Raw genomic sequence first — 22,118 nt, forward strand, 5'->3', positions numbered from 1 at the left:
AAATCCCTGTTTCCATTTTTCCCAACCATTTTACATCCGTTATGAAGAAAATACTATTTGTTGTTCTCGCTTTTTTGTCGGCACTCTGTTTTTCACAGGCACTTTCCGGCACATATATCATCGGCAAGTCCCAGCCCGCGCCTTTCAACACGATTACAGCGGCAATTAACCGAATCAACACAGTGGGTGTAAGTGGCCCAGTAACCTTCCTGCTGAATGATGACAATTACAACAATACGACAGGTGAGAGTTTTCCAATTAAAATATTGCAGTTTGCCGGTACAAGTTCCTCAAATACCTTGCGCATCAAGCCAAATACAGGAAAGGATGTCACCGTTTCCGCTGTAAACATCAACGATTATACGGGTGTCCCTGCCGTATTTCACCTCGAAGGTGCGGATAATATTATCATAGACGGCTCAAACGTAAACGGTGGAACCTCGCGAAATCTTACGATAAGTAACAATGACGGAGTAGAATATGTAGCCAGAACTGCCGTTTGGATCTCCTCAACAGGAACTAATAATGCCAGTAACGTACGCATCAGCCACACCAGACTGCAGGTGCAGAACAGAAACCAACCGGGCATTCAGTTGTCGGGCGTATTTGTAGGAAACAATGCAATTGGGAGTAATAATCAGCTGGGTGGCGGCATGGCTACAGCAGCACATAACAGTCTCACCTTTAGTAGTAATGAATTCATCAATGTAAGGCAAGGAATTATAGTGAACGGCAGTGACAATAGCAGCCTCAAAACATCCAATATCACCATAAGCGGTAACCAGATGGGAAGTAGCATTGACGCGCAGAAACCCAATGTACCTGTACAGATTTCGAACGCCGCGAATGTCACTATCGCGGATAACCGTTTAACCGGTTTTGCAAATACAAGCAGTTCAAACAGTCAGCTTGGTCTTTATGTAGAAAACGGAAGCCAGATCTTTATCAGAAAAAATATTTTTGAGGATTTCAAGACAACCGGATCTTACCGGGGACGCGTCATCAGTATCGGCGGATCGAGCAGTCAGGTTGAAGTAACGGAGAATAAGATCAGTAACGTCCGCAATGAGCAGGGCGGCCCCATTTATGGCATTGAAGTTAATATTTCAGCAGCCTCGACAGGTGTTTCTCTGGCAAACAATTTCATCGGTAATATTGCGAGTAACGGAGGTTCTACTAATTCTGCCCACGGCATCTACATCACCAATGGTACCGGAACAAAAATTTACCATAATACGGTAGCCATGAACACGCCACAGGTCGGATGGTCATCTGCACTCTATATTGCAGGCGGCTCCGGCTTTGATGTCCGCAATAACATATTTACGAACAGTTCTACAACGCAAAGCTACGCGCTTTACTCAGAGGTTGCTGCAAATGCTTTTACAGCGATTAATTATAATAATTACCGTGCGCATACTGTTGGATTTTTAGGAGGACAGCAGACAACCCTCGCAAACTGGCGAAATGCCACCGGGAAAGACCAAAATTCACTGAATGTTCTACCTGCCTATACTGGGATTGATGACCTTCACCTGCTACCTGCAAATAATCCCGAGTTAGATAACAAAGGGCAGGCATTACCTGCTGTAACTATAGACATTGACCAACAGGCTCGTAGCACCACATCTCCGGATATGGGCGCTGACGAATTTTCGGTACCGGCTACAGAACCAACTTCTCCAGCCTCTAAAGTAACTTTCAGAAATGTTACCGCCTCAGGTTTTACGATAGACTGGACCATTCCCATCAAAGCAAACAGCTTGGTGGTAATGAGTGCAGTGACTGAGGTAAATTCAGCACCGACTGACGGCACAGATTATACGGCCAACCCTATTTTCGGATCTGGATCGCAGACCGGAACGGGAAATTTTGTCGTGTATTCGGGTAGCGGTACTTCGGTGGATGTATCGAATCTAAATCCCAATACCCTCTACCACGTTGCGGTCTTTACATTTAACGGAGCTGGACCAACATCTAATTATCGAATTACATCACCAGCACGTGGCGAGCAGCGGACGCTCAATGCGACCCTGGGCTGGCAGATCCTGAGCATGAACAATTTGCACAGGATTGATTTTGACACCACTGTGAGCGGCGTGAATCTAGACCGGTTCGTTGGAAGCGGTTTTGACAGAACCCCGGTTACAGGTAAACTGAATTCCAATTCGTGGTCAGTGATGGGTCTTGCCGACGGCAATTTACCTTTAGGTGGTGTTAATACCAACCCCGGTTTTGGACGCGGCAGCAGCAACGGTGGTGTGTCCGCGGGAGGGATCTATGCCTATAATGTTGCGACAAACAATGCGGCCCTTGGGGTACAACCTACGGCCAATGACTTCAATTCCGGCTCCATGACGCTGAGAATGCAAAACCAAACGTCAGCACCCATCACATCGCTGAGCATCGGTTATAAAGTGTACATCTACAATGACCAGCCTGGCTCGTCCAGCTTCAATTTCAGTCACTCGGCAGACAACAGCACATTCACGAACGTGAGCCAACTCAATGTTACTTCACCTGCCACAGCAGACGAAGCACCTTCGTGGAAAGCAAGTTACCGGGTGGTTACGGTGACAGGTCTTAATATAAACCCTAACGAATATTATTATTTTAAATGGACAGGTAACACGGTAACAGCGGGAGCGGCAGACGAATTTGCACTTGACGACATCACTGTTTCAGCTAATCCAGTTAGTAATTTTGCTAATTTTCAGGGTGTGGCGCAGGATTTCGTAGTTCATGGCAACGCAGACATGGACGGTAATCTTACAGTGAACGGCCCTCTCACTCTCAGCGCAGGTAAACTTTCAATAAAAAGCAATACGCTTACCATCGGCGGCACAGTAAACAACACCGTTTCCGGAGGTCTCCGCGGCAGCAGTGCATCTAATCTTACGATTACAGGCACGGGCACAAAAACAATAAGCCTTGACCAAACAACTCAGGGAACAACAAACCTTTTGAATAATTTTTCCGTACCGTTTTCGGCCACAAATTCCAATACTGTTGACATCTTCGGCAACATTTCAGTTAACGGGTCACTGAGTGTAGGTCTTAGCCAGCAGGTAAATCTTGGAACAAACGTACTTTCCGGTAATCTTTCATCCATCAGCATAATTGGCGAACTTCTCACACAGAATACGTCAGCAACACCCTTCCCTTCCGGAAAAACATTTACAGGAACCGGTACGCTGACCATGAATGCACCAGCGACGGCCCAAACCTTAGTACCCGGAACGTACACCAACGTCAGTCTAAGATCTGCCGCAGGGACCAACGCAAGCGGAAATCTTACTGTAAATGGGATCTTAAGCCTTCCCAATGCGAATCCTTCAGCAACTAAAGGCTCATTAGATATGGGAACTTACACCCTTACGATGGGCCCTGAAGCAACAAACGCAGGAGTTGGAGATGTAACCGGTATCATTACGCGAAACAGTTTTGCCTTTAATGTTCTTTACACCTTCGGGCATCCTGATTCATCAATACTTTTTACCAACTCTGGAACACTTCCAAGCTCAATGAGTGCCAAGGTAATGATTGGCACCGCTCCTAACTGGCGTGCAGGTGCCATACAAAGATACTATGACATCATACAAACGGGTGCACAAAATACAAAAGCAGTGATCCGTCAACATTACTTGGACTCTGAGCTTAACGGAAACAGTGAACCGAAACTGGTATACTGGGCTAAGACTGAAACTGCCGAAGTCGAGCAAGGCAGATCCAATTTTAATCCGACTGAAAATTGGGTTGAAATCAGTAATGCGAATATTGGGCTTTACTTTCAAAGCACATTCGGAAAAGTATTTATTACACTGGATGAATATTTAGAAGGTACAGGAACGGATCCCCTTGTTCTTGTCTGGAATGGCTCGGTGAGCGACTCCTGGATTACGGCGGCCAACTGGACACCTAACGCAACGCCTTCCCAATCTAGAACTTTGTACATTCCCGATGCCAGAACTACGGTTAATAACCCGACTTTATTAGAGAAGGGTTTCTCACTGGCAAAAAACCTGATCATTCAGCCGGGCGGCGTCGTAAACAGTCCAAATACCGCGACACTTCAAATATTTGGAGGAGAAGGAGCCTGGATCAATAACGGAACGTTCAATTCAGGTTCTGGTGATGCTAAAGTTGTTTTTATGTCAGCAGATGCAACAATGGCCGGAAGCACCGAATTCAACAATCTTGAAGTTGCAGCAAGCGCCTCTCTGCGCGCACTGGAAAACAATTACGCAAAAATTAACGGAGCGTTTACGAACGGAGGAACGATTTTGTTTGGCCTGACGCCCAACACCGTAGAGTTTTCAGGAACCAATCAGACGATGCCGGTTCCCAATGGTGCATCCTTCGCAGCCTATTACAACCTTGTATTTTCAGGAACAGGAACAGTAGTTCCTGCTGATCTGAACGTGCGTGGAAATCTGACGTTTAATAACACAGTAGGTCTGGGTGGAACAACAATCCGACTTACAGGCGAAGAAAACCAGGTGATCAGCGGCAGCTCCGACATCCTATTTAACGATCTCGTTGTCAATAAGCCTAAAAACAATGTCATTTTAAATAAAGACATCACCATTGGTGGTACACTGAATCTCACCAAAGGCGTCGTGGTTCTCGGTTCCAATAATCTTACTTTGAGTGACAAAGCGGTACAGGGAACATTTGATATTCCGGCAATGATAGCGGCAGATGGCGCGGGGATGGTCAGAAGACCGTTCACAAGCATTGGCGAATACTTCTTCCCTGTTGGAGATCTTTCCGCTACACCAGGGTACAGCCCAATAAGAGTGAAAATCACGTCAGGGACTTTTATACCCGGGGCGTTGCTTAATGTTTCATTGGCAGATGACATTCATCCTGACAATCACAGCCATGAAAACTATATCAGCAGGTATTGGAAAATTCAACCGGAAGGAATGACAAACACTGTCGCGACCGTGACGGCAAATTATCTGACAACCGAATTGCTTGTACCGGAAAATACGATGGCCGCAGCACAGCTGATTGGAAATTTCGACCAGCAAACCAATCCGTGGAAACGTTTTGCACCCTTAGAGAACCTAACACTTACCGCCGCAGGGGCTGCACTGCCTAGCGGAGAAATATCTTACTTCACAGGAATTAAAGGCGGACCTTATATGGTTGAGGTCATTGGTGGTGGAAACTATTGTGAAGGTCAGGAAGCGCTGTTGTCAGCGCAGGTTACCGGCGGCGATATGCCATTCACTTATCAATGGTCCGATGGTCTGGGAACCGGATCTACCGCAACTGCACCTGCAGCCACAGCCGGAGGGCCGCGCACCTATTCGCTTACTGTGAAAGATGCCAACGGTATTGCAACGGATAACTCAGCTACGGTAACGATATTACCCGGCGTAAAAGCGGGCACTATATCCATTCCCAATACCGTCGCGTGCGCCTCATATCCACCAGATGATATTACGCTCAGCGGAAACAATGAAAGTGTTCTTTACTGGCAAAAATCTTATTTTGAGGATTTCAGTAATTACGAACGAATCGACAGCAACTCCACAAAGCTTATTGGCCAAATGGCCGGAATAATTACCGGTAAGACATATTTTAGGGCCGTAATAGGAAACGCCAACTGTGGCTTGGCGTATACAAATACTATTATCGTAGACACAAAAACATCGACTTTTACTGACACGGGTTGGACCAACGGTATACCTGATGTACGCACAGAAGCTGTAATCCTGAATGACCTGATTACCGCTAATGACCTGCTTGCATGTCGGCTTACCGTGGCCAATAATGCAAAAGTAACAGTATCGGCCGGAAAAAACATCCTGCTAACGGGCTCGCTGAACGTATCGCCGGGAGCTACCCTTACAATGGAAAATAATACAAATCTCGTCCAGACAGAAGATGAGGTGAATCACGGTATTATTGCCGTGAAGAGGAACAGTTCGCCACTTTACAGACTCGACTACACAATGTGGGGATCCCCGCTGTATGGTAACCAAACGCTGCAGCAGTTTTCTCCTCAAACACTTTCAGACCGTTTTTATATATACAATACGGCTACAAACGTGTTCAATAATGTGACGCCTTCAAATACATACTTCAGTCCGGGACAGGCATTTTTGATCAGGATGCGTAATAACCATGTATCCTACAGCACTACTACCCCACCTCAAATATGGACAGGCGTTTTTTCCGGCACACCCACGAACGGGCGTGTGAAGACTCCGCTAAGCGGTGCTGGTCAAGGCTTTAATATGATTGCAAATCCGTATGCCTCTACCATAAAGGCAGATGACCTGCTCAGCACGAACCAGAACGAGATAGAGGGTACACTTTATTTCTGGAGGCGGCGAAACAACACACCCGACCCGGGCATTACAACCGCTTATTATGCAACATATACTACAGCAGGTGGAACAGCCGTGCCAAGTTCTGACCCTAATATACCAGCAGAAAAACCGAATGGAATAATACAAGTGGGACAGGGATTCTTAGTACAGAAAAAAGCGGGTGTTACCGGACAGCTTAATTTTAATAATGCAATGCGACTTGCGGATAACGGAAACCAATTCTTCCGCTCTACCGCTGCTGAGGACAGAAGCAGGATTTGGCTAAATGTGACGAATACAGCCGGGACCTTTGGTCAAACGCTTATTGCGTATATGGATTCGGCAGACAATGGTGTTGACCGGACAGACGGTAAATATCTTGGCGATGGTACTACCGCGCTTACCTCGTGGGTGAATGATTCCGAATATATCATCCAGGGTCGCGCACCGTTCCAGACATCGGATATTGTACCGCTTCATTTCCGGACGCTCACAGCCAGTATTTACACGATTACTTTAGCTGAAAAAGACGGAATTTTCGCTAATGGACAGGCTGTTTACATAAAGGACAAACAGAACGGAACCACGCATAATCTGCAGCAGTCGCCCTACAGTTTCAGTTCAGAAGCAGGTGCGTACAGTACGCGGTTTGAAATCGTTTATTCGAACGGTGTGTTGTCGGCCAACGATTCGGCGGCGGGCAATGGAATTTTATTATTTAAACAAAACGGAGAAGCAGTAATCAGATCTTCTGAGATGAATTTAGAACTTGTGGAAGTGTACGACATGAACGGAAGACTTGTAGCAAATGCAAGGAACATCCATGCAAGAGAGTTGCGTTTACCATTAGGTCAGGTCAATCAGGTTTTGATCTTTAGAATCACTACTGCCGATGGCGTTACCATTAGTAAGAAGATGGTGAACTGATAATTTACTGTTTTTATAAATCATCATGTCAAATGAATTTGCCGTAATTTTGCGGCAAATTTTTATTTATGTACATAATAGATTCACCATCGAATGATGCTTACTTCAATATCGCCACAGAAGAGTTTCTGCTGAGCCGGTTTCCGGAGGAGGATCTGTTTTTGCTTTATGTGAATGCACCATCCATTATCGTAGGTAAATTTCAAAACACATTGGCTGAGATTGATGCTGATTATGTACGTGAAAACAACATTAAAGTTGTGCGCCGCATGTCCGGTGGAGGAACCGTTTACCACGACCTGGGGAATTTGAACTTTTCATTTCACACGCTTTTGGGACAGTATGACTTCATGGATTTTTCGGTCTTTACGAAACCGGTCCTGGCCGTATTGAACAACTTGGGCGTTCCCGCAGTACTTCAAGGCCGGAATGACCTTTTGGTAGACGGCAGAAAGTTCAGTGGTAATGCGAAATTGGCGCGCCAAGGCAAAATGATTCAGCACGGTACCATCCTTCTGGATTCTGAAATGGAAATTTTAGCAAAAGCCTTGACCGTAAATCCATTAAAATTCGTTGATAAAGCCACTAAATCCACTCGTTCGCGCGTGACCAACCTCATCGATCACCTTCCGACTCCATTGAGTACTAATGAACTGAAAGAATTGCTGACAGCTGAAATTCTTAAAAACAATCCATCTGCGGAAAGATATCAGCTCACAGCGGAAGATATCGCAGGAATAGAAAAATTAGTAAAGGAGAAGTATGAGACATGGGACTGGAATTTCGGGTTCTCGCCGAATTACAACTTCAAGAAAGGTTTAAAAATTCCGGCAGGCTTCATAGAAGTGCATCTGGATGTGGTAAAAGGCAGCATCGAAAAAGCCAAAATTTTCGGCGACTTCTTTGCGGCGAAACCCATCGAAGAGTTCGAGAACCAACTCATTGGCCAAAAACACGACAAAGACTCCCTCTATACCTTATTTCAGACGGTGCCCATCGAAAATTATTTTGGGAAAGTGAAAGCTGAGGAAATTCTTGAGGTTTTTATATAGATAAATACCCAAAACAGGGTAGGCGAAAAAAATTTCGGTAGTGTACTTTTAAGACTAAATTCTTAAAAAAAATCACCGAAATGAAAAAATTATTACTTGTGGTGTTTTCTGCAGTATTCTGTTTCGGGAATGCTCAGTTTACAGAAATCACTTCTACCAGTTCCGGATTGATACCGCCCATCAGGATTATCGACAAAGAGGGGGAAGTTTGGCAAAACCGTCTTTTTTATCAGGGAAGGGGATCTACCGCAAACCCATTGCCTTTGATGGTTACCGACGGAACGGCTGCCGGAACGAAGGTGGTAAAAAATCTTTCTGCAACCGTTACACAAGGTTACGATGCGACTTCCTATTCGGGAATCAGAGATTTTAAAGCGGCCGAAAGCTGGATGTATTTTACTTTCGAAAACAAGGCGACCGGGTTATATGAACTTTGGAGAACCGATGGCACTGCAGCCAACACCATTAAAATTGATGAAGGCAAGTCATTTAATATCCGGCATATGGATGCAGGCTATGGATTGGGTAACCCGCAAAATCCTTACAGCCAGGAAATCAACGGGATGTTTCACTACCTGAAAGTTCCGGCCGGAAAACCTAATCAGGAACTTTGGAAAACGGACGGAAACCCCGGCGGGAGTGTATCTATACAGCAAATGACTCTGAATAAAGGGCTGCATCATGTATTCAACGGCAGTTTATACATTACATCAGGGTTAAGGATGTACCGGTACGACGGGCAGAGTGTCAGTATCTTCGTAGATTATCAGAATCCAAGTGGGGTCACCATCAGCCAGGCTTTTGATATTTATGGTTCCACTGCCAATAAAATGTTTTTTAAGGCTATTATCAATCAGGTTGTGGGACTTTACAGCTTAGATACAGCAGGTACCATAAAATTTGAGTATGATCTTTCGGTAGATTCTCTAACGGACTTTTTAAGGGTTACCGGGGAAAAGAATGCCGGCGGCTTTTACGTGAAAACAACCAATTCAAGGAATGGGCAGACCAAAGACTATATTCTGTACTGCACAGACCAGGGAGTCATTGAAAAGGAAATTCCCGCAGGGCAGAGTGTAGTTTATTTTGAAGCCAATGACAACACGGCGTATTTAATTTACACGAAATCAGGTGAGTCCAAATTTTATATGCAGCGCCTAACCCCAAAACTGCAGACGTTGACAGAAGCTGTATATCCCTATATCACCGGAACGATGTCCATTTACACCACCGCGCTCTATCAGGATTCGTTTTGGTTCAACTTTGGGGTTACCGATGCCAACTACATTACCGACCGTGAGATCTGGCGAACCGACGGAATACAGGAAACCACGAAAATGGTGAAAAACATCGATCCTGTAACGTATAACAACGGGGATCCCCGAAACTTTTTTATTCTGAACGGAAAACTTTATTTCTTTGCAACGGTTAACTATGTATCCCGCCTTTTCGAATACAAAGGAGATTATACATTTTCAAACAGTTTAGGAGACAATTTATGGACGAATCCGGAGAACTGGAATTCGAAAGTTGTTCCCAACAGTGTTGATGAAACCATCATTCCGACCGGTTTAACTCCGAAAATAAACGGTAATGCCTACGCGCGAAACCTCAATATTTCCTCGCCATTGAATATAGAGTCAGGAAATTTAAACATCTTCGGAATTTCAAATCTGAATAACAGAATTAATGTTAATAACAGTAATTTAAACCTCAAAGGAAACTCATCTGTGATAACCGGTGGCAACACCACCAATTATATCGTCACGAACGGGACCGGAACCGTCAATATTGAAAATATAGATGCCGGAAGAGGAACCGTAAACCTGCCGGTTGGGACAGCCAACCACTACAATCCTGTAACGCTGGCGAACTCCGGAACTTCCGATACGTTTTCAGTGAAAGTCTCCGAAGGAATTGCGAACGCGCCAGGCGGTGCGGTGAATGCCACCTGGGATATCTCGGAAGGCACGCCAGGCGGAAGCAATGCCACAATTTCATTAGGATGGAATGCTTCACAACAAAACGGCACCTTTAACCCAAACAATGCGACCGTCGGACATTTTGTAAACGGCGTTTGGACGGCGGAAAACTCCGGCGCGGTGAGCGGCAGCAATCCTTACACCATTACCGGAAGCGGCATCACCAGTTTTTCTCCATTCGCGGTAATGAATCTCGGTGCGCTCGGAACCGCCGACCCTGTGAAAAAGAACATCTCCGTATATCCGAATCCGTTCAGGGAGGTACTTACCATTACTGCAGAGGATAAAGCCACCGTACAGTTCTACGATATGACAGGCAAAATGGTGGGCAGCCATGCTTTGGTGAAAGGCACCAATATGCTGAGCCCGGCAGCAGTCAAACCCGGTGTTTACCTTTATCAGGTGAAAAATAATTCCGGAAATGTGATGGCCTCAGGCAAAGTGATTAAGAAATAGGAAAGAATAATCCCTTTCACATTAACAACCTAATAAAATTAACATTATGAAAAATTTAATCTGTTCATTGTTTACAATCCTGCTATCAGGAGTACTGCTAACTTCGTGTAACCGCTCGGAGGAGGAGCAAGTCAGTACTCCAGCGAATACGGGAATATTACCCAAAAAAACAACCAGTACGAGAGCCGGATCCTCTACTATGGTGGAGGTAACCTATACCTACGACGGAACAAAGCTGAAAGAAATCAATATCAGTCCACAGTTTGATGTAAGCAAAGTGAAATTTACTTATACCGGCGACAATATCACCAAGATAGAAAGCTTTATAGGAAGTGCATTTAATCCATACAGCAACGTGGATTAGGTCTACAGCGGCGATAAGCTGATTAAAACAGGAACCACCGAATATACTTATAATTCTGATGGAACCGTAGAGGGTAAAATAGGTGGTGTGACAGCAAAACGCTACACCATGTCCGCAGGTAATATTGTAAAGGAAGAAACTGTTTATAACGGTGTAGCCAGTGAAATAACCTACACCTATGATTCCAAGAAAAACATCCATAGGAATATTACCGGTTTGAACAAGATTTTCAATCTCGAAGGCTTGGTTTGGAACCTCATTCAGGTCAACGAAAATAACCCGTTAAGCGCCTTAGGACAGAACGGAAATACTACGAATAAAACATGGACTTACGAATACAATGCTGACCAATATCCTGTAAAATCTGTTGGAACGGTGGGAAATCAGACAACCACAAAGGTAATAACTTATTAGTTTGGTATAAATCATAATTTATAATTAGTGACTACTGTTTTTTTATTTCCATCCATTAAACTACTACAGTGAAAAAGATCTATCTCTTATGCGCCCTGGCCGTATTCAATCCACCAAAAATACAAACCGTCCCAGTTTTGCTTTGTATCAGGGAGCGGCCTATTATAAGGACTTTGACCAGATGGTGATTTATTTTTCTAATCAGGTGGCCGACAATATGGAAGTCTGGCGCAGCGACGGCACGGTGGGAAATACGGCGCGACTTATAGACGTGCACCATCTCCAACTCTTCAAAACCAAAGAAGTTCTTCACTTTAGGCGACAGCCTTTATTTCGTGACAGAAAGCGCGAAGAATTTGTATAAATTCAAGAGAGACTACACCTTTAACAACTCTGTGAACAGTAATGGGAGCAACCCTTCCAACTGGAATGCGGGCGACGTGCCGGGCTTTACGGATCCTGTAAATGTACCTAAAGGGTTTACCGTTGTTGCAGATACTCCCGCCTATGCCGGCAACCTGAGTGAATTCGCCACTGAAGCTTTCTTCCGGTAATCTGAACATCGGCGGCAACCTTAACCTGGGTGCAAACATTACCCTCAATGCCAACTCCGTCAATCTTGGGCCTGCTGCGCAATTGGCCAACGGCGGTCCGTCGCAATATATGGTGACCAACGGCACCGGCACGGTAAATGTGCAGCATCTGAGCGCCGCACGCGGGGCGGTTTCCTTGCCAATACGAACGGCAAACCACTACAATCCCTCACCGTTGCCAACTCCGGTACTCCGGATACATTTTCGGCCAGAGTTTCTGAGGGAATTGCCAAAGCGCCAGGCGGTGCGGTAAATGCCACCTGGGATATCTCGGAAGGCACGCCAGGCGGAAGCAATGCCACCATCTCACTGGACTGGAATGGTTCACAGCAGAACGGCACCTTTAACCCAAATAGCGCGACCGTCGGAACATAATAGACAATGTCTTATGCATGGGTAAAGTGATAAAAAAAAAAGGTTCGATGATTTTTGAAAACATTTGCCCGCCGAACTTTCTGCGCGCAATTTTTTGTCTTACAGAAGATATAAAAAAACAACGTTAAAATTATAACGGGCCGAGTTAAAAAATTCCACTATCAGCTCAAGTTAATTACAACTACAATAGGATTAGCGGCATTCGAGCGTAGATGTAAATATTCAAGAAAGCAACTTTGCATCAATTTCTTTTGGAATTTATAAATACCCAAAATGGGGTATCCGAGCTATTTCTTTTAAGATGATATTTGAGGAGATATATTTCTAACACACAAATCACTCACAAATGAAAACAAAATCTATTCTTGCAGGCATAGCTCTGGTAGCTATTAATTTACTGAACTCACAGACTTGGACTGTAGTCGGCGATCCCGAAATGAACGGGCTGATTTACACGGGGACCGTGGACACGACTAATAAGCTGTATGTCGCCGGCAGTTTCTCATACGGCCTCACGCCAAATGGAAAATCTTACGTCGCTCGGTACAATTACATGGATTGGGAAGACGTTGGGAATTTTGGCGGAAACGGAATGATCGAAAAAATAATCAATGATGCCGCCAACAATCTGTACATATCCGGAGAGTTTAAAAACGCGTCAAACCGATATTATATTGCAAAATATGACGGAAGTTCATGGAGTCAATTGGGAAATTTGGAATCCCAAAACAAAATTAATGATATCGTGACAGACGGCACCAATGTTTACGCCTCAGGTATCTTTGTGAATACAAGTAACGGCCAGACTTATTACATCGCAAAATGGAACGGCAGCAACTGGACGCAGGTAGATTCGGGAAACTTTAACGGTAGAATTACAACCCTGTTTGTGAGGAATAACAGCCTGTATGTGGCTGGCGAATTTACAAACAGTTTTGGATACTACTGCGTATACCGGCTCAACGCAGGAAGCTGGTCCGAAGTGGGAAAACTCAGGTCAACCTACCCTGTAGTAAAAATCGTGGTCGATTCTGTTGGCAAAGTGTACGCTTCCCACTCTTACCAGAATAACGGGAGCGCCTCTGCCGTCCTGTCTCGCTATGAGCCTGTATCTAATACCTGGATTGTGCTAAATCTCTATTATCCAAACATAAAATACATCGACGCCACGGATCAGGTGTATGCTATGACCATTTGCGGAACCCCATGCCAGGGCATTATGAGAAAATACACAAGTCAGAGTACCGAATATACCGACTATTTTGTACAGACCAATAGCGGCGTATCGGCCGACCTCAACGCTATTATGATGGATAATTTCGGCTACCTGCTCACTTCCAGCAGAGCGGCTTTCGGGGAGATGAGGTTCGGGCTTCTAAAATCATCGTCTGTATTTCTGCAATCTAACGAAATTACGGTAAGTAAAGAAACTCAGATTTTTCCGAATCCAACCAGCGGAATTTTCACTCTAAGGGCTAAAGACAAAATTAATAGTGCGGAGATTTATGATATAACTGGGAAACTCGTAAAAAAACTTAATCCCAATTCAGTCAGCACGGAAATCAACATCACAGGGCAACCAAAGGGTGTATATTTGCTAAAAACTGATACAGGCAAAAAACAGGAAACACAGAAGGTTATACTGAAATAGTTTTCAATCTGAAACCGGCACAAATGCCGGTTTTTTGTTTTTAATGAGAAGGTTGTACCTGTTGCAGACATGAGCGTTATTGCAGCTGTAAAATGTAGGTTTCGTCCAGCCATTCAATAAGGCAGTCATACAAGTATTATTAACTAAACAAATATCACTGAAACAGCTTTACGCCGAAAATAATTATTTTTGCACAAATCCTACTTTATGCAGCGCGCACTACTCTATTTTCTGGCCGGAACGGTGGTAAGTTTTTTAATCAACTATTTCCTGCTGGGCAGTGAGGGCTGGCCACTGGACTTGTACTATGGCATCGCATTCGGCGCGGCGTGGGGAATGGCCTATTATCTGGATGACGAACAATTTACGCTGATACAGAAGCTTGGAATTTCATTTATATTAATGACGGTTCTTCTGATCGCGGGTATTTTCATTTTCGATGCTGAACTGGCGGTGCCGGCGATCATCCGGTTTTCGATGGTGTTCGTGGCCTATTATGTTCTGGCGAGCTTCCGGCGGGCAAAATCTTTAAGGAAATAAATTATTCCAACGTCATTGCCATAAAAAACCTGTCAATTTATGGGTTCTTTACTGCTTCAGCACAGACCAGTTACCATTCCATTCACCCATTTTCCAGGTGCCGGATTTTGTATTCAGGTTTCCGAGCAGCGTAAAACCCGACTGCAATCTTACCGAGTACAGCGAGCCGTCATCCATCACCTTGCCGGACGAAAAAGAATCATCAGTACCGAACTGAGATGTTTTGGTGAGGGACGTGTTGCCGCTTTTGGCCACTTCTATGGTGATCGTGCCCACTTCGTCGCCGCTATAAGTTCCTTTGTAGATGCCTTTATATGGTGAAACGTACTGCTCCTGCGCTTTACGATCCCAGTAGTTATCTAGAATTTGGTCACACGAGGTCATGGTGAATGCAAGCATTAGAACCGACAGGCGCAAAAGTCTAGTTTTCATCATTTGAATGTAAATTCCAAATGTAATTAAAATCTGGTTTTGTTTGACGAAGTATTTTTGCGCGGAGAAATCTTTGAGTGAAAAGTGATCCGGAACAGCCCGATTTTAAATAAAATCAAGCATCCTGAATGTCATCAAACCAAAGATTTTCAAATCCTTACGAAATCTTTAAACAAGTATTTCCAGTTTCAAATAAAATCTCTACCTTTGCACACCCTTTTTAAGGGAAAATTATGTTTAACCGTAAACGAAAAAGTGTGAATACATTAAGTTACAAAACCGTTTCAGCTAACAAAGCTACCGCTAATAAAGAATGGGTTGTGGTAGACGCTGAAGGACAGCCTCTTGGCCGACTGGCTTCGAAGGTTGCAAAGATTTTGAGAGGAAAGCACAAGACGAATTTTACGCCTCACGCAGACTGCGGAGATAACGTGATCGTTTTGAATGCTGGAAAGATTACCCTTTCCGGAAACAAGTGGGCTGACAAGACTTACATCTGGCATACAGGTTACCCTGGTGGTCAGAAGTCTATGACTGCACTCGAACTTCAGAAGAAAGACTCCCTGAAAGTATTGGAAAAATCTGTAAAAGGTATGCTTCCAAAAAATAGACTGGGATCTATCCTTTTCTCTAACCTTTATCTGTATGAAGGAACAGAGCACAAGCACGAAGCTCAGCAGCCAAAAGTTATTAATATTAACGAAATCAAATAATTAATATGTCAGTAGTTCACAAAATCGGAAGAAGAAAAACTTCTGTTGCAAGAGTTTATGTGAAACCAGGCTCAGGCGTTATTACTATTAACAAAAAAGATTCTAAGGAATACTTCGGTACTGATGTTTTGGTATACAAAGTAAACCAGCCTTTCTTGTTAACAGAAACTGCAGGTCAGTATGACGTTACCGTAAATGTTTTCGGTGGCGGTATTACAGGTCAGGCAGAAGCCATCAGACTTGGTGTATCACGCGCTCTTTGCGAGATCAACGAAGAATTCAGATTATTGCTTAAGCCACACGGTCTTCTTACCAGAGATGCAAGAATGGTAGAAAGAAAGAAACCGGGTCAGAAAAAAGCAAGAAAGAGATTCCAGTTCTCAAAACGTTAATTCACAAGATTCAAGATACAAGACACAAGATTCAAGACTATGTTTGGACATCTTGGTTCTCGGCTCTTGGCTCTATTATCTAATCAAAAATGCCCCGTTTAGTTTAGCACCCAAACATTTCTCCCATCTAAAGAAATTGTTGTTTGCAGAATAGCGGAACGTAAACTAAAAACAAAAAAGCGACATGGCAAAAGCAAATGTTAAAGACCTTTTAGAGGCAGGCGTACACTTCGGTCACATGACCCGTAAGTGGAACCCAAATATGGCTCCATACATCTTCATGGAGAAAAACGGTATTCACATCGTAGACTTACATAAAACAGCAGTGAAATTGGACGAAGCTTGTTCAGCTTTGGAAAAAATCACTTCTGCAGGCAAAAAAGTTCTTTTCGTAGCTACTAAAAAGCAGGCGAAAGAAGTAGTGGCAAAACACGCTGCTGACCTTAATATGCCTTATATCACGGAAAGATGGCCAGGCGGTATGCTGACGAACTTCGTTACCATCCGTAAGGCTGTAAAGAAAATGAACCAGATTGATAAAATGAAGAAAGACGGTACTTTCGAAACTTTATCTAAAAAAGAAAGACTTCAGGTTGACCGTCAGCGTGCTAACCTGGAGAAAAACTTAGGTTCTATTTCAGACATGGTGCGTCTTCCATCGGCAATCTTCGTTGTTGATATCATGAGAGAACACATCGCAGTAACTGAAGCTAAAAAATTGGGTATCCCTGTGTTCGGTATCGTAGATACAAACTCAGATCCACGTAAAGTAGATTACGTAATCCCAGGAAATGATGATGCTTCTAAGTCTATCGATATGATCCTGAGCGTAGTTTCAGATTCTATCAAAGACGGTTTGTCTCAGAGAAAAGCAGACAAAGAAAAATCTAAAGAAGAAGGCGAAAAAGTATCAGCTGATGCTGATGCAGATTTCGACAATGCTGCAGAATAAGATTTTATCTTGAATAAAGAAAAGCTCAGATTTATTTCTGAGCTTTTTTTGTTTAAATTTTTCGAGCGATCGTGATTGATACTTTTTATGAAGCCAGACCAATCGTGATTCCGCTCTATTTGATCTTAAATTTAATATAAGTGATCGTTTTCCCTTTCGCAGAGAACAATCCTTCGTAATAAGTCTTTATTTCCCTCAGCAGCGGCGTCTCCGGGTCGTACTCCGGCGCGCCGTAAATATCATGATGGGCGGAAATGATCTCATGGCCAAGACCTTGAAGCAAACCTAAAGTATAGCCATGCAGAAACTCCGAGTCGGTTTTCAGGTGCATGATGCCGTCTGGTTTCAGGATCTTTTTGTAACGTTCAAGGAATTCGGGATGTGTCATCCGGTGCTTTGTTCGGCGGTATTTGATCTGCGGATCCGGAAATGTAATCCAGATTTCGTCTACCTCATCTTTATCAAAAAAACCGTCGATAAGCTCGATCTGTGTACGCAAAAACGCCACGTTTGAAAGATTCTTCTCTACCGCTTCTTTGGCTCCGAACCAGAAGCGCGCACCTTTGATGTCAACACCGATAAAGTTTTTGTCCGGAAAGGCTTTCGCTAGACCTACAGAATATTCGCCCTTTCCGCAACCCAGTTCCAGAACCACCGGATTGTCATTTTTAAAGACTTCGGAGCGCCATTTTCCTTTTAAATAATAGCCATTTATAGCCTCTTCTCTTGTCGGCTGAAAAACGTTTGGAAGAATTCTGTTCTCGTCGAAACGTGCCTGCTTATTTTTACCCATTTTTTATAAATCAAAACCGTGCAAAAATAGATAAAAATGGCTGAAACTATGCGTAAATAAAAGTGTAAAAACACTTCCCCCGCCGCGTGTCGCCGCAACCAAATTATTTTCTAAACCCTTTTAAACAGATAGTCTGCTATTTCGTTTCCATTAAACTCGAGTTCCGCAATCTGCGCTGATAGATGGGCAGATATTTTTCGATATAAACGGCCATCACTTCGAAATTTCCGGTCTGCACGTAGGGAGTCAGGGTTTCTGAGGTGTAAACAAACTGAAGGAAGTTATCTACGAGATGCTCCGGTATTTTTAAAGATGTGAAATATTCGGTGCCGTAGTATTTTTTAATTTTTGCGATCGCGGTATTCATCCGTTCATACTGCTCCGCTCTCTCCTTTTTCTTGCGCTCACCCGAGAGGATGTCATAGATACTTTCAAGACTGAAGGTAAGTCCACCTCCCGACAAACCCGCGACCGGAAGTTCAGACGGTGTACCATCACCTTTGGGCTCCGGCAAACCGATCATTTGCTGCAGCGCAATGAGTTTATCACCGGTTTTCAATGATGAGACATCTTTGCGAAGGTTACCCGTGGGTTTGAATTTACTGATGACCACCTCCTGAATGTCGTAGTACGCAATCTTGAGTTCCACGAAATTGTCGCTGTTCTGAAGGTCCGTTTCGGTAACCTTTACATCTTTCCGGTCTGTAACAATCGAGGTAAAACGGATTACATCTCCCGGTTTTGCGGGAATTTTAAATGTGCCGAAATGGTCTGTGTAAACGGTACTTTGGGAAGTGAGATTGGTGACATACACCTGATTGAGATAGAACACAGAGTTGTCTCGTATGATGATTTCACCGGAAAAATACTGTGCCTTTAAAAAATTTAAAAATAAAACTGCAGTCAGCAGCAGAAGCTTCTTCATATAGCTGACAAAAATAACTGATTTTTTGTACAGTTGTTCGCTTATTGTCTAGTTGTCAGGGTTAAAGTTGGTTAAAATAGCCGGTCATCAAGGTACATTTAAACAAAAAAAATCCCCGGTGGTATTCCGGGGATTCAGTTGATTAAAAAATCAGATTTATTTTTTGATGAATTTCACCTGGCTTACTTCACCTTCGTTGTTCACGGAGATGGTATAAACACCTTTAGCTAATTGAGAAACCTGAACTTTGTTACCGATTACTTTTCCTTTAGAAACTGCCTGACCAGCCATGTTGTAGATGGTGTAGTTTGCTCTGTCTGAAACTTTAGTAACGTTAAGAAGATCAATCGCAGGGTTTGGATAAACCTGTACTGCGTTAGCTTTCACATTATCATTCACACCCAGTGTAGCTGAGATTTTCACTGCATAATCTTCTACTTCACCATACGTGTAAGAACCGCAAGGAGTAGTTTGTGGTGTGCTGAAACGCATCGCGACACGCATACCAACGGTTTTGTCACCGGTGTAAGCATCTGCAGGTACTGAGAATGTATCAGAGACAGGGTTCAGTTTGTCTGCTGAAGTTGACATCACTATTTCGTCATTGTCATAAGTTCCGCTACGGTCAAAGTCAATCCATACAGTTACAGCTTCGTTGTACTGTGTACCGGTCCAGGCTTTAGTTACTGTAATGGTGTTGTTTGCTGTACCTTTAGCCAGATTCACAAGTCTTGCAGGATCTGTAGAATAGTTCGTGTAGGTAGATGCACCGGAGTTGCTGGTCATGCCTAAAGCACCTTCTGCAGTCACCTGAACCTTAGAGATATACTCATCAGACGCATTTGTAGACGTCAAAGTACAGTATGCAAGCATTTGTGTAGTGAAGCTTGTAGTAGACGTGAAAGAACCGGTGGTTCCCGAGCAAACTGCAGCTACCTGAACATCATAAGCAACACCTTCTTCAAGATCGGTAATAGTGTATGTATTAGTCGTTACAGGAACTGTATTCCATGTAGCATCAGATGTTTTCTTGTATCGTACCACATAAGTTGCAGACGCTACCGGATCCCACGTTACGGTTGCACCTACTGTAGTCACTGTAGAAACAGTTAGACCTGCAGGAGCTGTACCATCACATGCTACGATTGCAGAAACTGTAACCGGAGCTACCGCATAGAATACGTTACCGATCGCAGAGATTCTTACTTTTAGCGCTGTATTGGTTGGGAACGTAGCGAATGAGAAGTCTTCTGACCCGTCATTAGGTGTAGAAGCACTCAATAATGTCCATGTTGCGCCATTGTCCGTTGTGTAATCTATTTTTACGTTAGCTACGTTGAAAGGCGCAGCATTGGTTCCTACTACATCCCAAGTCAATGGACCTGGCGCGTTGTTGTAAACTTTTGTAGAAGTAATTTTAAATGGCCCGTTTGCACTTACAGTTACCTTTTGGTTAGCACTTTGAGTTTGCTTTTGTGTAACGTCAGCATTATTGTCTCTTACAGTAACCTTGAAGTTCTGAACTCTGGCAACAGTAGAAACTGCTTCCCAATCTGCGTTATTCTTAAGATTTCCTGCAAGTACAGTAGAAAGCTTAGGGAAATATCTTGTAGGGCTTGTAGTTGGAGTCCATGATCTGAAGGTAGGACCGTTCGTAAGTGTACCTAAATTTGAGATCGTAGTTGCAGTTGATGCATTATCTACCTCCTCCCAAGTGTAAGTCATCGGGTCGCCTTCCGCATCTGTAGCCTGAGCTGTAAGAACGAAAGCAGTACTTTTCGGGATCGTAACGTCTGGCAATGCCGTAATTACAGGTGGGTTGTTTGCCACTGCAGTTTCGATATCGCAAGTCTTATTTGTAAGGTTTGTCTGAACCTGAACGATCGAATTGATGTGGAAATAAGGATCAGAATGCGGCTGAACATCAGTTGAACCGGTGATACCAGCATAACCCATGATCGTAGATCCTGAACCTGGCTCCACATTCTGGCCAGTACCTTCAAGGCTCATTGAGAATGTGTGGTTAGCACCGATCTGGTGACCGATTTCGTGCGCTACATAATCGATGTCGAAGTTATCACCCTGAGGGATACCGTCTGCAGGTGAAGTGATACCGGAACCTTTACCGTTACCGGTAGGAACCCCAGAAGAATTAAGTGGCGGGCTGATACACACACAACCGATACAACCTGCGTTTCCGCCACCTCCGGATGCACCGAACATGTGTCCGATATCGTAGTTAGCTTCGCCTGCAACAGCTGTGATGGCTTTTTGTGCAGCAAGATTCCAGCTGCTCAAACTTGTGGAATATGGATCAGTATTAGGATCAGTATAGATAAGCGCAGGGAAATCCTGAAGGATCAGACGCAAACCAAAATCCATTTCAAAGATACCGTTACATCTTGTGATCGTAGCATTGATAGCGGCCAACGCACCGGCAACACCTCCGTGGAAGATGGTATATTCACCGTTGGTAGTCATCGCCAAACGCATTGTGCGGAATTTCTTGTCAGAGGCTTTGTTGAAATCAGCTGGATTGTTAGTGAACGTCTTTCCGCTCATGTACATCTTATCCATCTGAGCTTTAGACAATGGAGTTTCGCTGGTAGAGCAAACAAACGCTTTGTCGCCATCTGTCTTGTTTGATTTTGGCAACACACCGTAAACAGACTTTTCCTTGTTCTGCGGCTCTACGAATTCGTAAACACCGTTTCGTACGATCATAGACTGGAAGTCATTCGGTGCCACGCTGAAGCGTACAAAAGCAGTAGGATCATCAATACCCTGACCGATATATGAACCTAACTGGTACCGGTCAGCCAATGATTTCACCACTACCGGCGCACTGTAAACCGCAAAACGCTCGATCTTACCGTTCAGTGTAGGCAGGTTTATTTCTACAGCAACAGCATTACGTCCAGTTTCCTGTGCGTTAGCCAGCTTGGCTCTCATGGCATCGAGATCAAGCGAATAATAACTCTTGACGTTTGACGTCGTTCGGATTTTCTCACCCTGCATAGACGTCGGACTCCATTGTGCTAATGCAGCCGTGGACATCAATCCGCAAAGTAAAGAGGTAAAAATTCTCTTCATAAGACTAAAATTTATTTTTAAAACTATCCCAAAAGTAATTTTTTTTTGCCCGCTGTCAAAATAAAAAACACACAAATTTGCCCGTCACAGCATAATATCGATATTCAAACTATAAAAATATTGTTGAATTTTAATTAA

16 protein-coding genes are annotated in these 22,118 nt (G+C 43.9%); 12 read left to right on the top strand and 4 right to left on the bottom strand.

Features of this window, described 5'->3' with window-relative positions; all coding sequences use genetic code 11:
* The first annotated feature begins 41 nt into the window (after positions 1 to 41).
* The 9 genes from H9628_RS09825 to H9628_RS09865 all read left to right on the top strand — a co-directional run bounded on the left by H9628_RS09825 (position 42) and on the right by H9628_RS09865 (position 14,680).
* The gene (locus tag H9628_RS09825) at positions 42 to 7,253 is read left to right on the top strand and encodes a fibronectin type III domain-containing protein (protein ID WP_251833976.1); all 7,212 of its coding nucleotides are present in this window, start codon (positions 42 to 44) and stop codon (positions 7,251 to 7,253) included.
* 68 nt (positions 7,254 to 7,321) lie between these two features.
* On the top strand, positions 7,322 to 8,305 hold the full coding sequence (locus tag H9628_RS09830; protein ID WP_251833977.1) for a lipoate--protein ligase: 984 nt from the start codon (positions 7,322 to 7,324) through the stop codon (positions 8,303 to 8,305).
* A gap of 80 nt (positions 8,306 to 8,385) precedes the next feature.
* Positions 8,386 to 10,743, top strand: a complete 2,358-nt coding sequence (locus H9628_RS09835; RefSeq protein ID WP_251833978.1) for a T9SS type A sorting domain-containing protein — start codon at positions 8,386 to 8,388, stop codon at positions 10,741 to 10,743.
* Between the two features lie 46 nt (positions 10,744 to 10,789).
* Positions 10,790 to 11,107: a hypothetical protein gene (locus H9628_RS09840; protein WP_251833979.1), complete on the top strand. Its 318-nt coding sequence runs from the start codon at positions 10,790 to 10,792 to the stop codon at positions 11,105 to 11,107.
* A gap of 87 nt (positions 11,108 to 11,194) precedes the next feature.
* Positions 11,195 to 11,521, top strand: coding sequence for a hypothetical protein (locus H9628_RS09845; protein ID WP_251833980.1), 327 nt, complete (start codon positions 11,195 to 11,197; stop codon positions 11,519 to 11,521).
* 88 nt (positions 11,522 to 11,609) lie between these two features.
* Complete coding sequence (locus H9628_RS09850; RefSeq protein WP_251833981.1) at positions 11,610 to 11,885, top strand: hypothetical protein; 276 nt, start codon at positions 11,610 to 11,612, stop codon at positions 11,883 to 11,885.
* Entirely contained in the window at positions 11,878 to 12,075 is a 198-nt protein-coding gene (locus H9628_RS09855; protein WP_251833982.1) for a hypothetical protein, read from the top strand. Before H9628_RS09850 ends, H9628_RS09855 begins: the two co-directional genes overlap by 8 nt.
* 760 nt (positions 12,076 to 12,835) lie before the next feature.
* On the top strand, positions 12,836 to 14,140 hold the full coding sequence (locus H9628_RS09860) for a T9SS type A sorting domain-containing protein (RefSeq protein ID WP_251833983.1): 1,305 nt from the start codon (positions 12,836 to 12,838) through the stop codon (positions 14,138 to 14,140).
* A 207-nt stretch (positions 14,141 to 14,347) separates the two neighbouring features.
* On the top strand, positions 14,348 to 14,680 hold the full coding sequence (locus H9628_RS09865; protein WP_251833984.1) for a hypothetical protein: 333 nt from the start codon (positions 14,348 to 14,350) through the stop codon (positions 14,678 to 14,680).
* Positions 14,681 to 14,728: 48 nt separating this feature from the next.
* Here H9628_RS09865 and H9628_RS09870 read toward each other — a convergent pair whose 3' ends face one another.
* Positions 14,729 to 15,115 carry a hypothetical protein gene (locus H9628_RS09870; protein ID WP_251833985.1) on the bottom strand — a complete coding sequence of 129 codons (387 nt, stop codon included), beginning with the start codon at positions 15,113 to 15,115 and terminating at the stop codon, positions 14,729 to 14,731.
* Between the two features lie 254 nt (positions 15,116 to 15,369).
* Between H9628_RS09870 and rplM the strand changes: the two genes are divergently transcribed.
* From rplM to rpsB, 3 genes are all read left to right on the top strand, one after another.
* On the top strand, positions 15,370 to 15,825 hold the full coding sequence (rplM, locus tag H9628_RS09875; protein WP_251833986.1) for a 50S ribosomal protein L13: 456 nt from the start codon (positions 15,370 to 15,372) through the stop codon (positions 15,823 to 15,825).
* Positions 15,826 to 15,830: 5 nt separating this feature from the next.
* Complete coding sequence (rpsI, locus tag H9628_RS09880; protein WP_251833987.1) at positions 15,831 to 16,217, top strand: 30S ribosomal protein S9; 387 nt, start codon at positions 15,831 to 15,833, stop codon at positions 16,215 to 16,217.
* A gap of 184 nt (positions 16,218 to 16,401) precedes the next feature.
* Positions 16,402 to 17,169 carry a 30S ribosomal protein S2 gene (rpsB, locus tag H9628_RS09885; RefSeq protein WP_251833988.1) on the top strand — a complete coding sequence of 256 codons (768 nt, stop codon included), beginning with the start codon at positions 16,402 to 16,404 and terminating at the stop codon, positions 17,167 to 17,169.
* Positions 17,170 to 17,284: 115 nt separating this feature from the next.
* Here rpsB and trmB read toward each other — a convergent pair whose 3' ends face one another.
* The 3 genes from trmB to H9628_RS09900 form a co-directional block, all read right to left on the bottom strand.
* Complete coding sequence (gene trmB, locus H9628_RS09890; RefSeq protein ID WP_251833989.1) at positions 17,285 to 17,962, bottom strand: tRNA (guanosine(46)-N7)-methyltransferase TrmB; 678 nt, start codon at positions 17,960 to 17,962, stop codon at positions 17,285 to 17,287.
* A 136-nt stretch (positions 17,963 to 18,098) separates the two neighbouring features.
* Positions 18,099 to 18,887 (bottom strand): hypothetical protein, encoded by a 789-nt coding sequence (locus H9628_RS09895; RefSeq protein ID WP_251833990.1) that lies wholly within the window; start codon positions 18,885 to 18,887, stop codon positions 18,099 to 18,101.
* 156 nt (positions 18,888 to 19,043) lie between these two features.
* The gene (locus H9628_RS09900) at positions 19,044 to 21,980 is read right to left on the bottom strand and encodes a reprolysin-like metallopeptidase (RefSeq protein WP_251833991.1); all 2,937 of its coding nucleotides are present in this window, start codon (positions 21,978 to 21,980) and stop codon (positions 19,044 to 19,046) included.
* Positions 21,981 to 22,118 lie beyond the last annotated feature (138 nt).

It is taken from the genome of Kaistella pullorum (genome assembly GCF_014837035.1).
GTDB lineage: Bacteria > Bacteroidota > Bacteroidia > Flavobacteriales > Weeksellaceae > Kaistella > Kaistella rhinocerotis.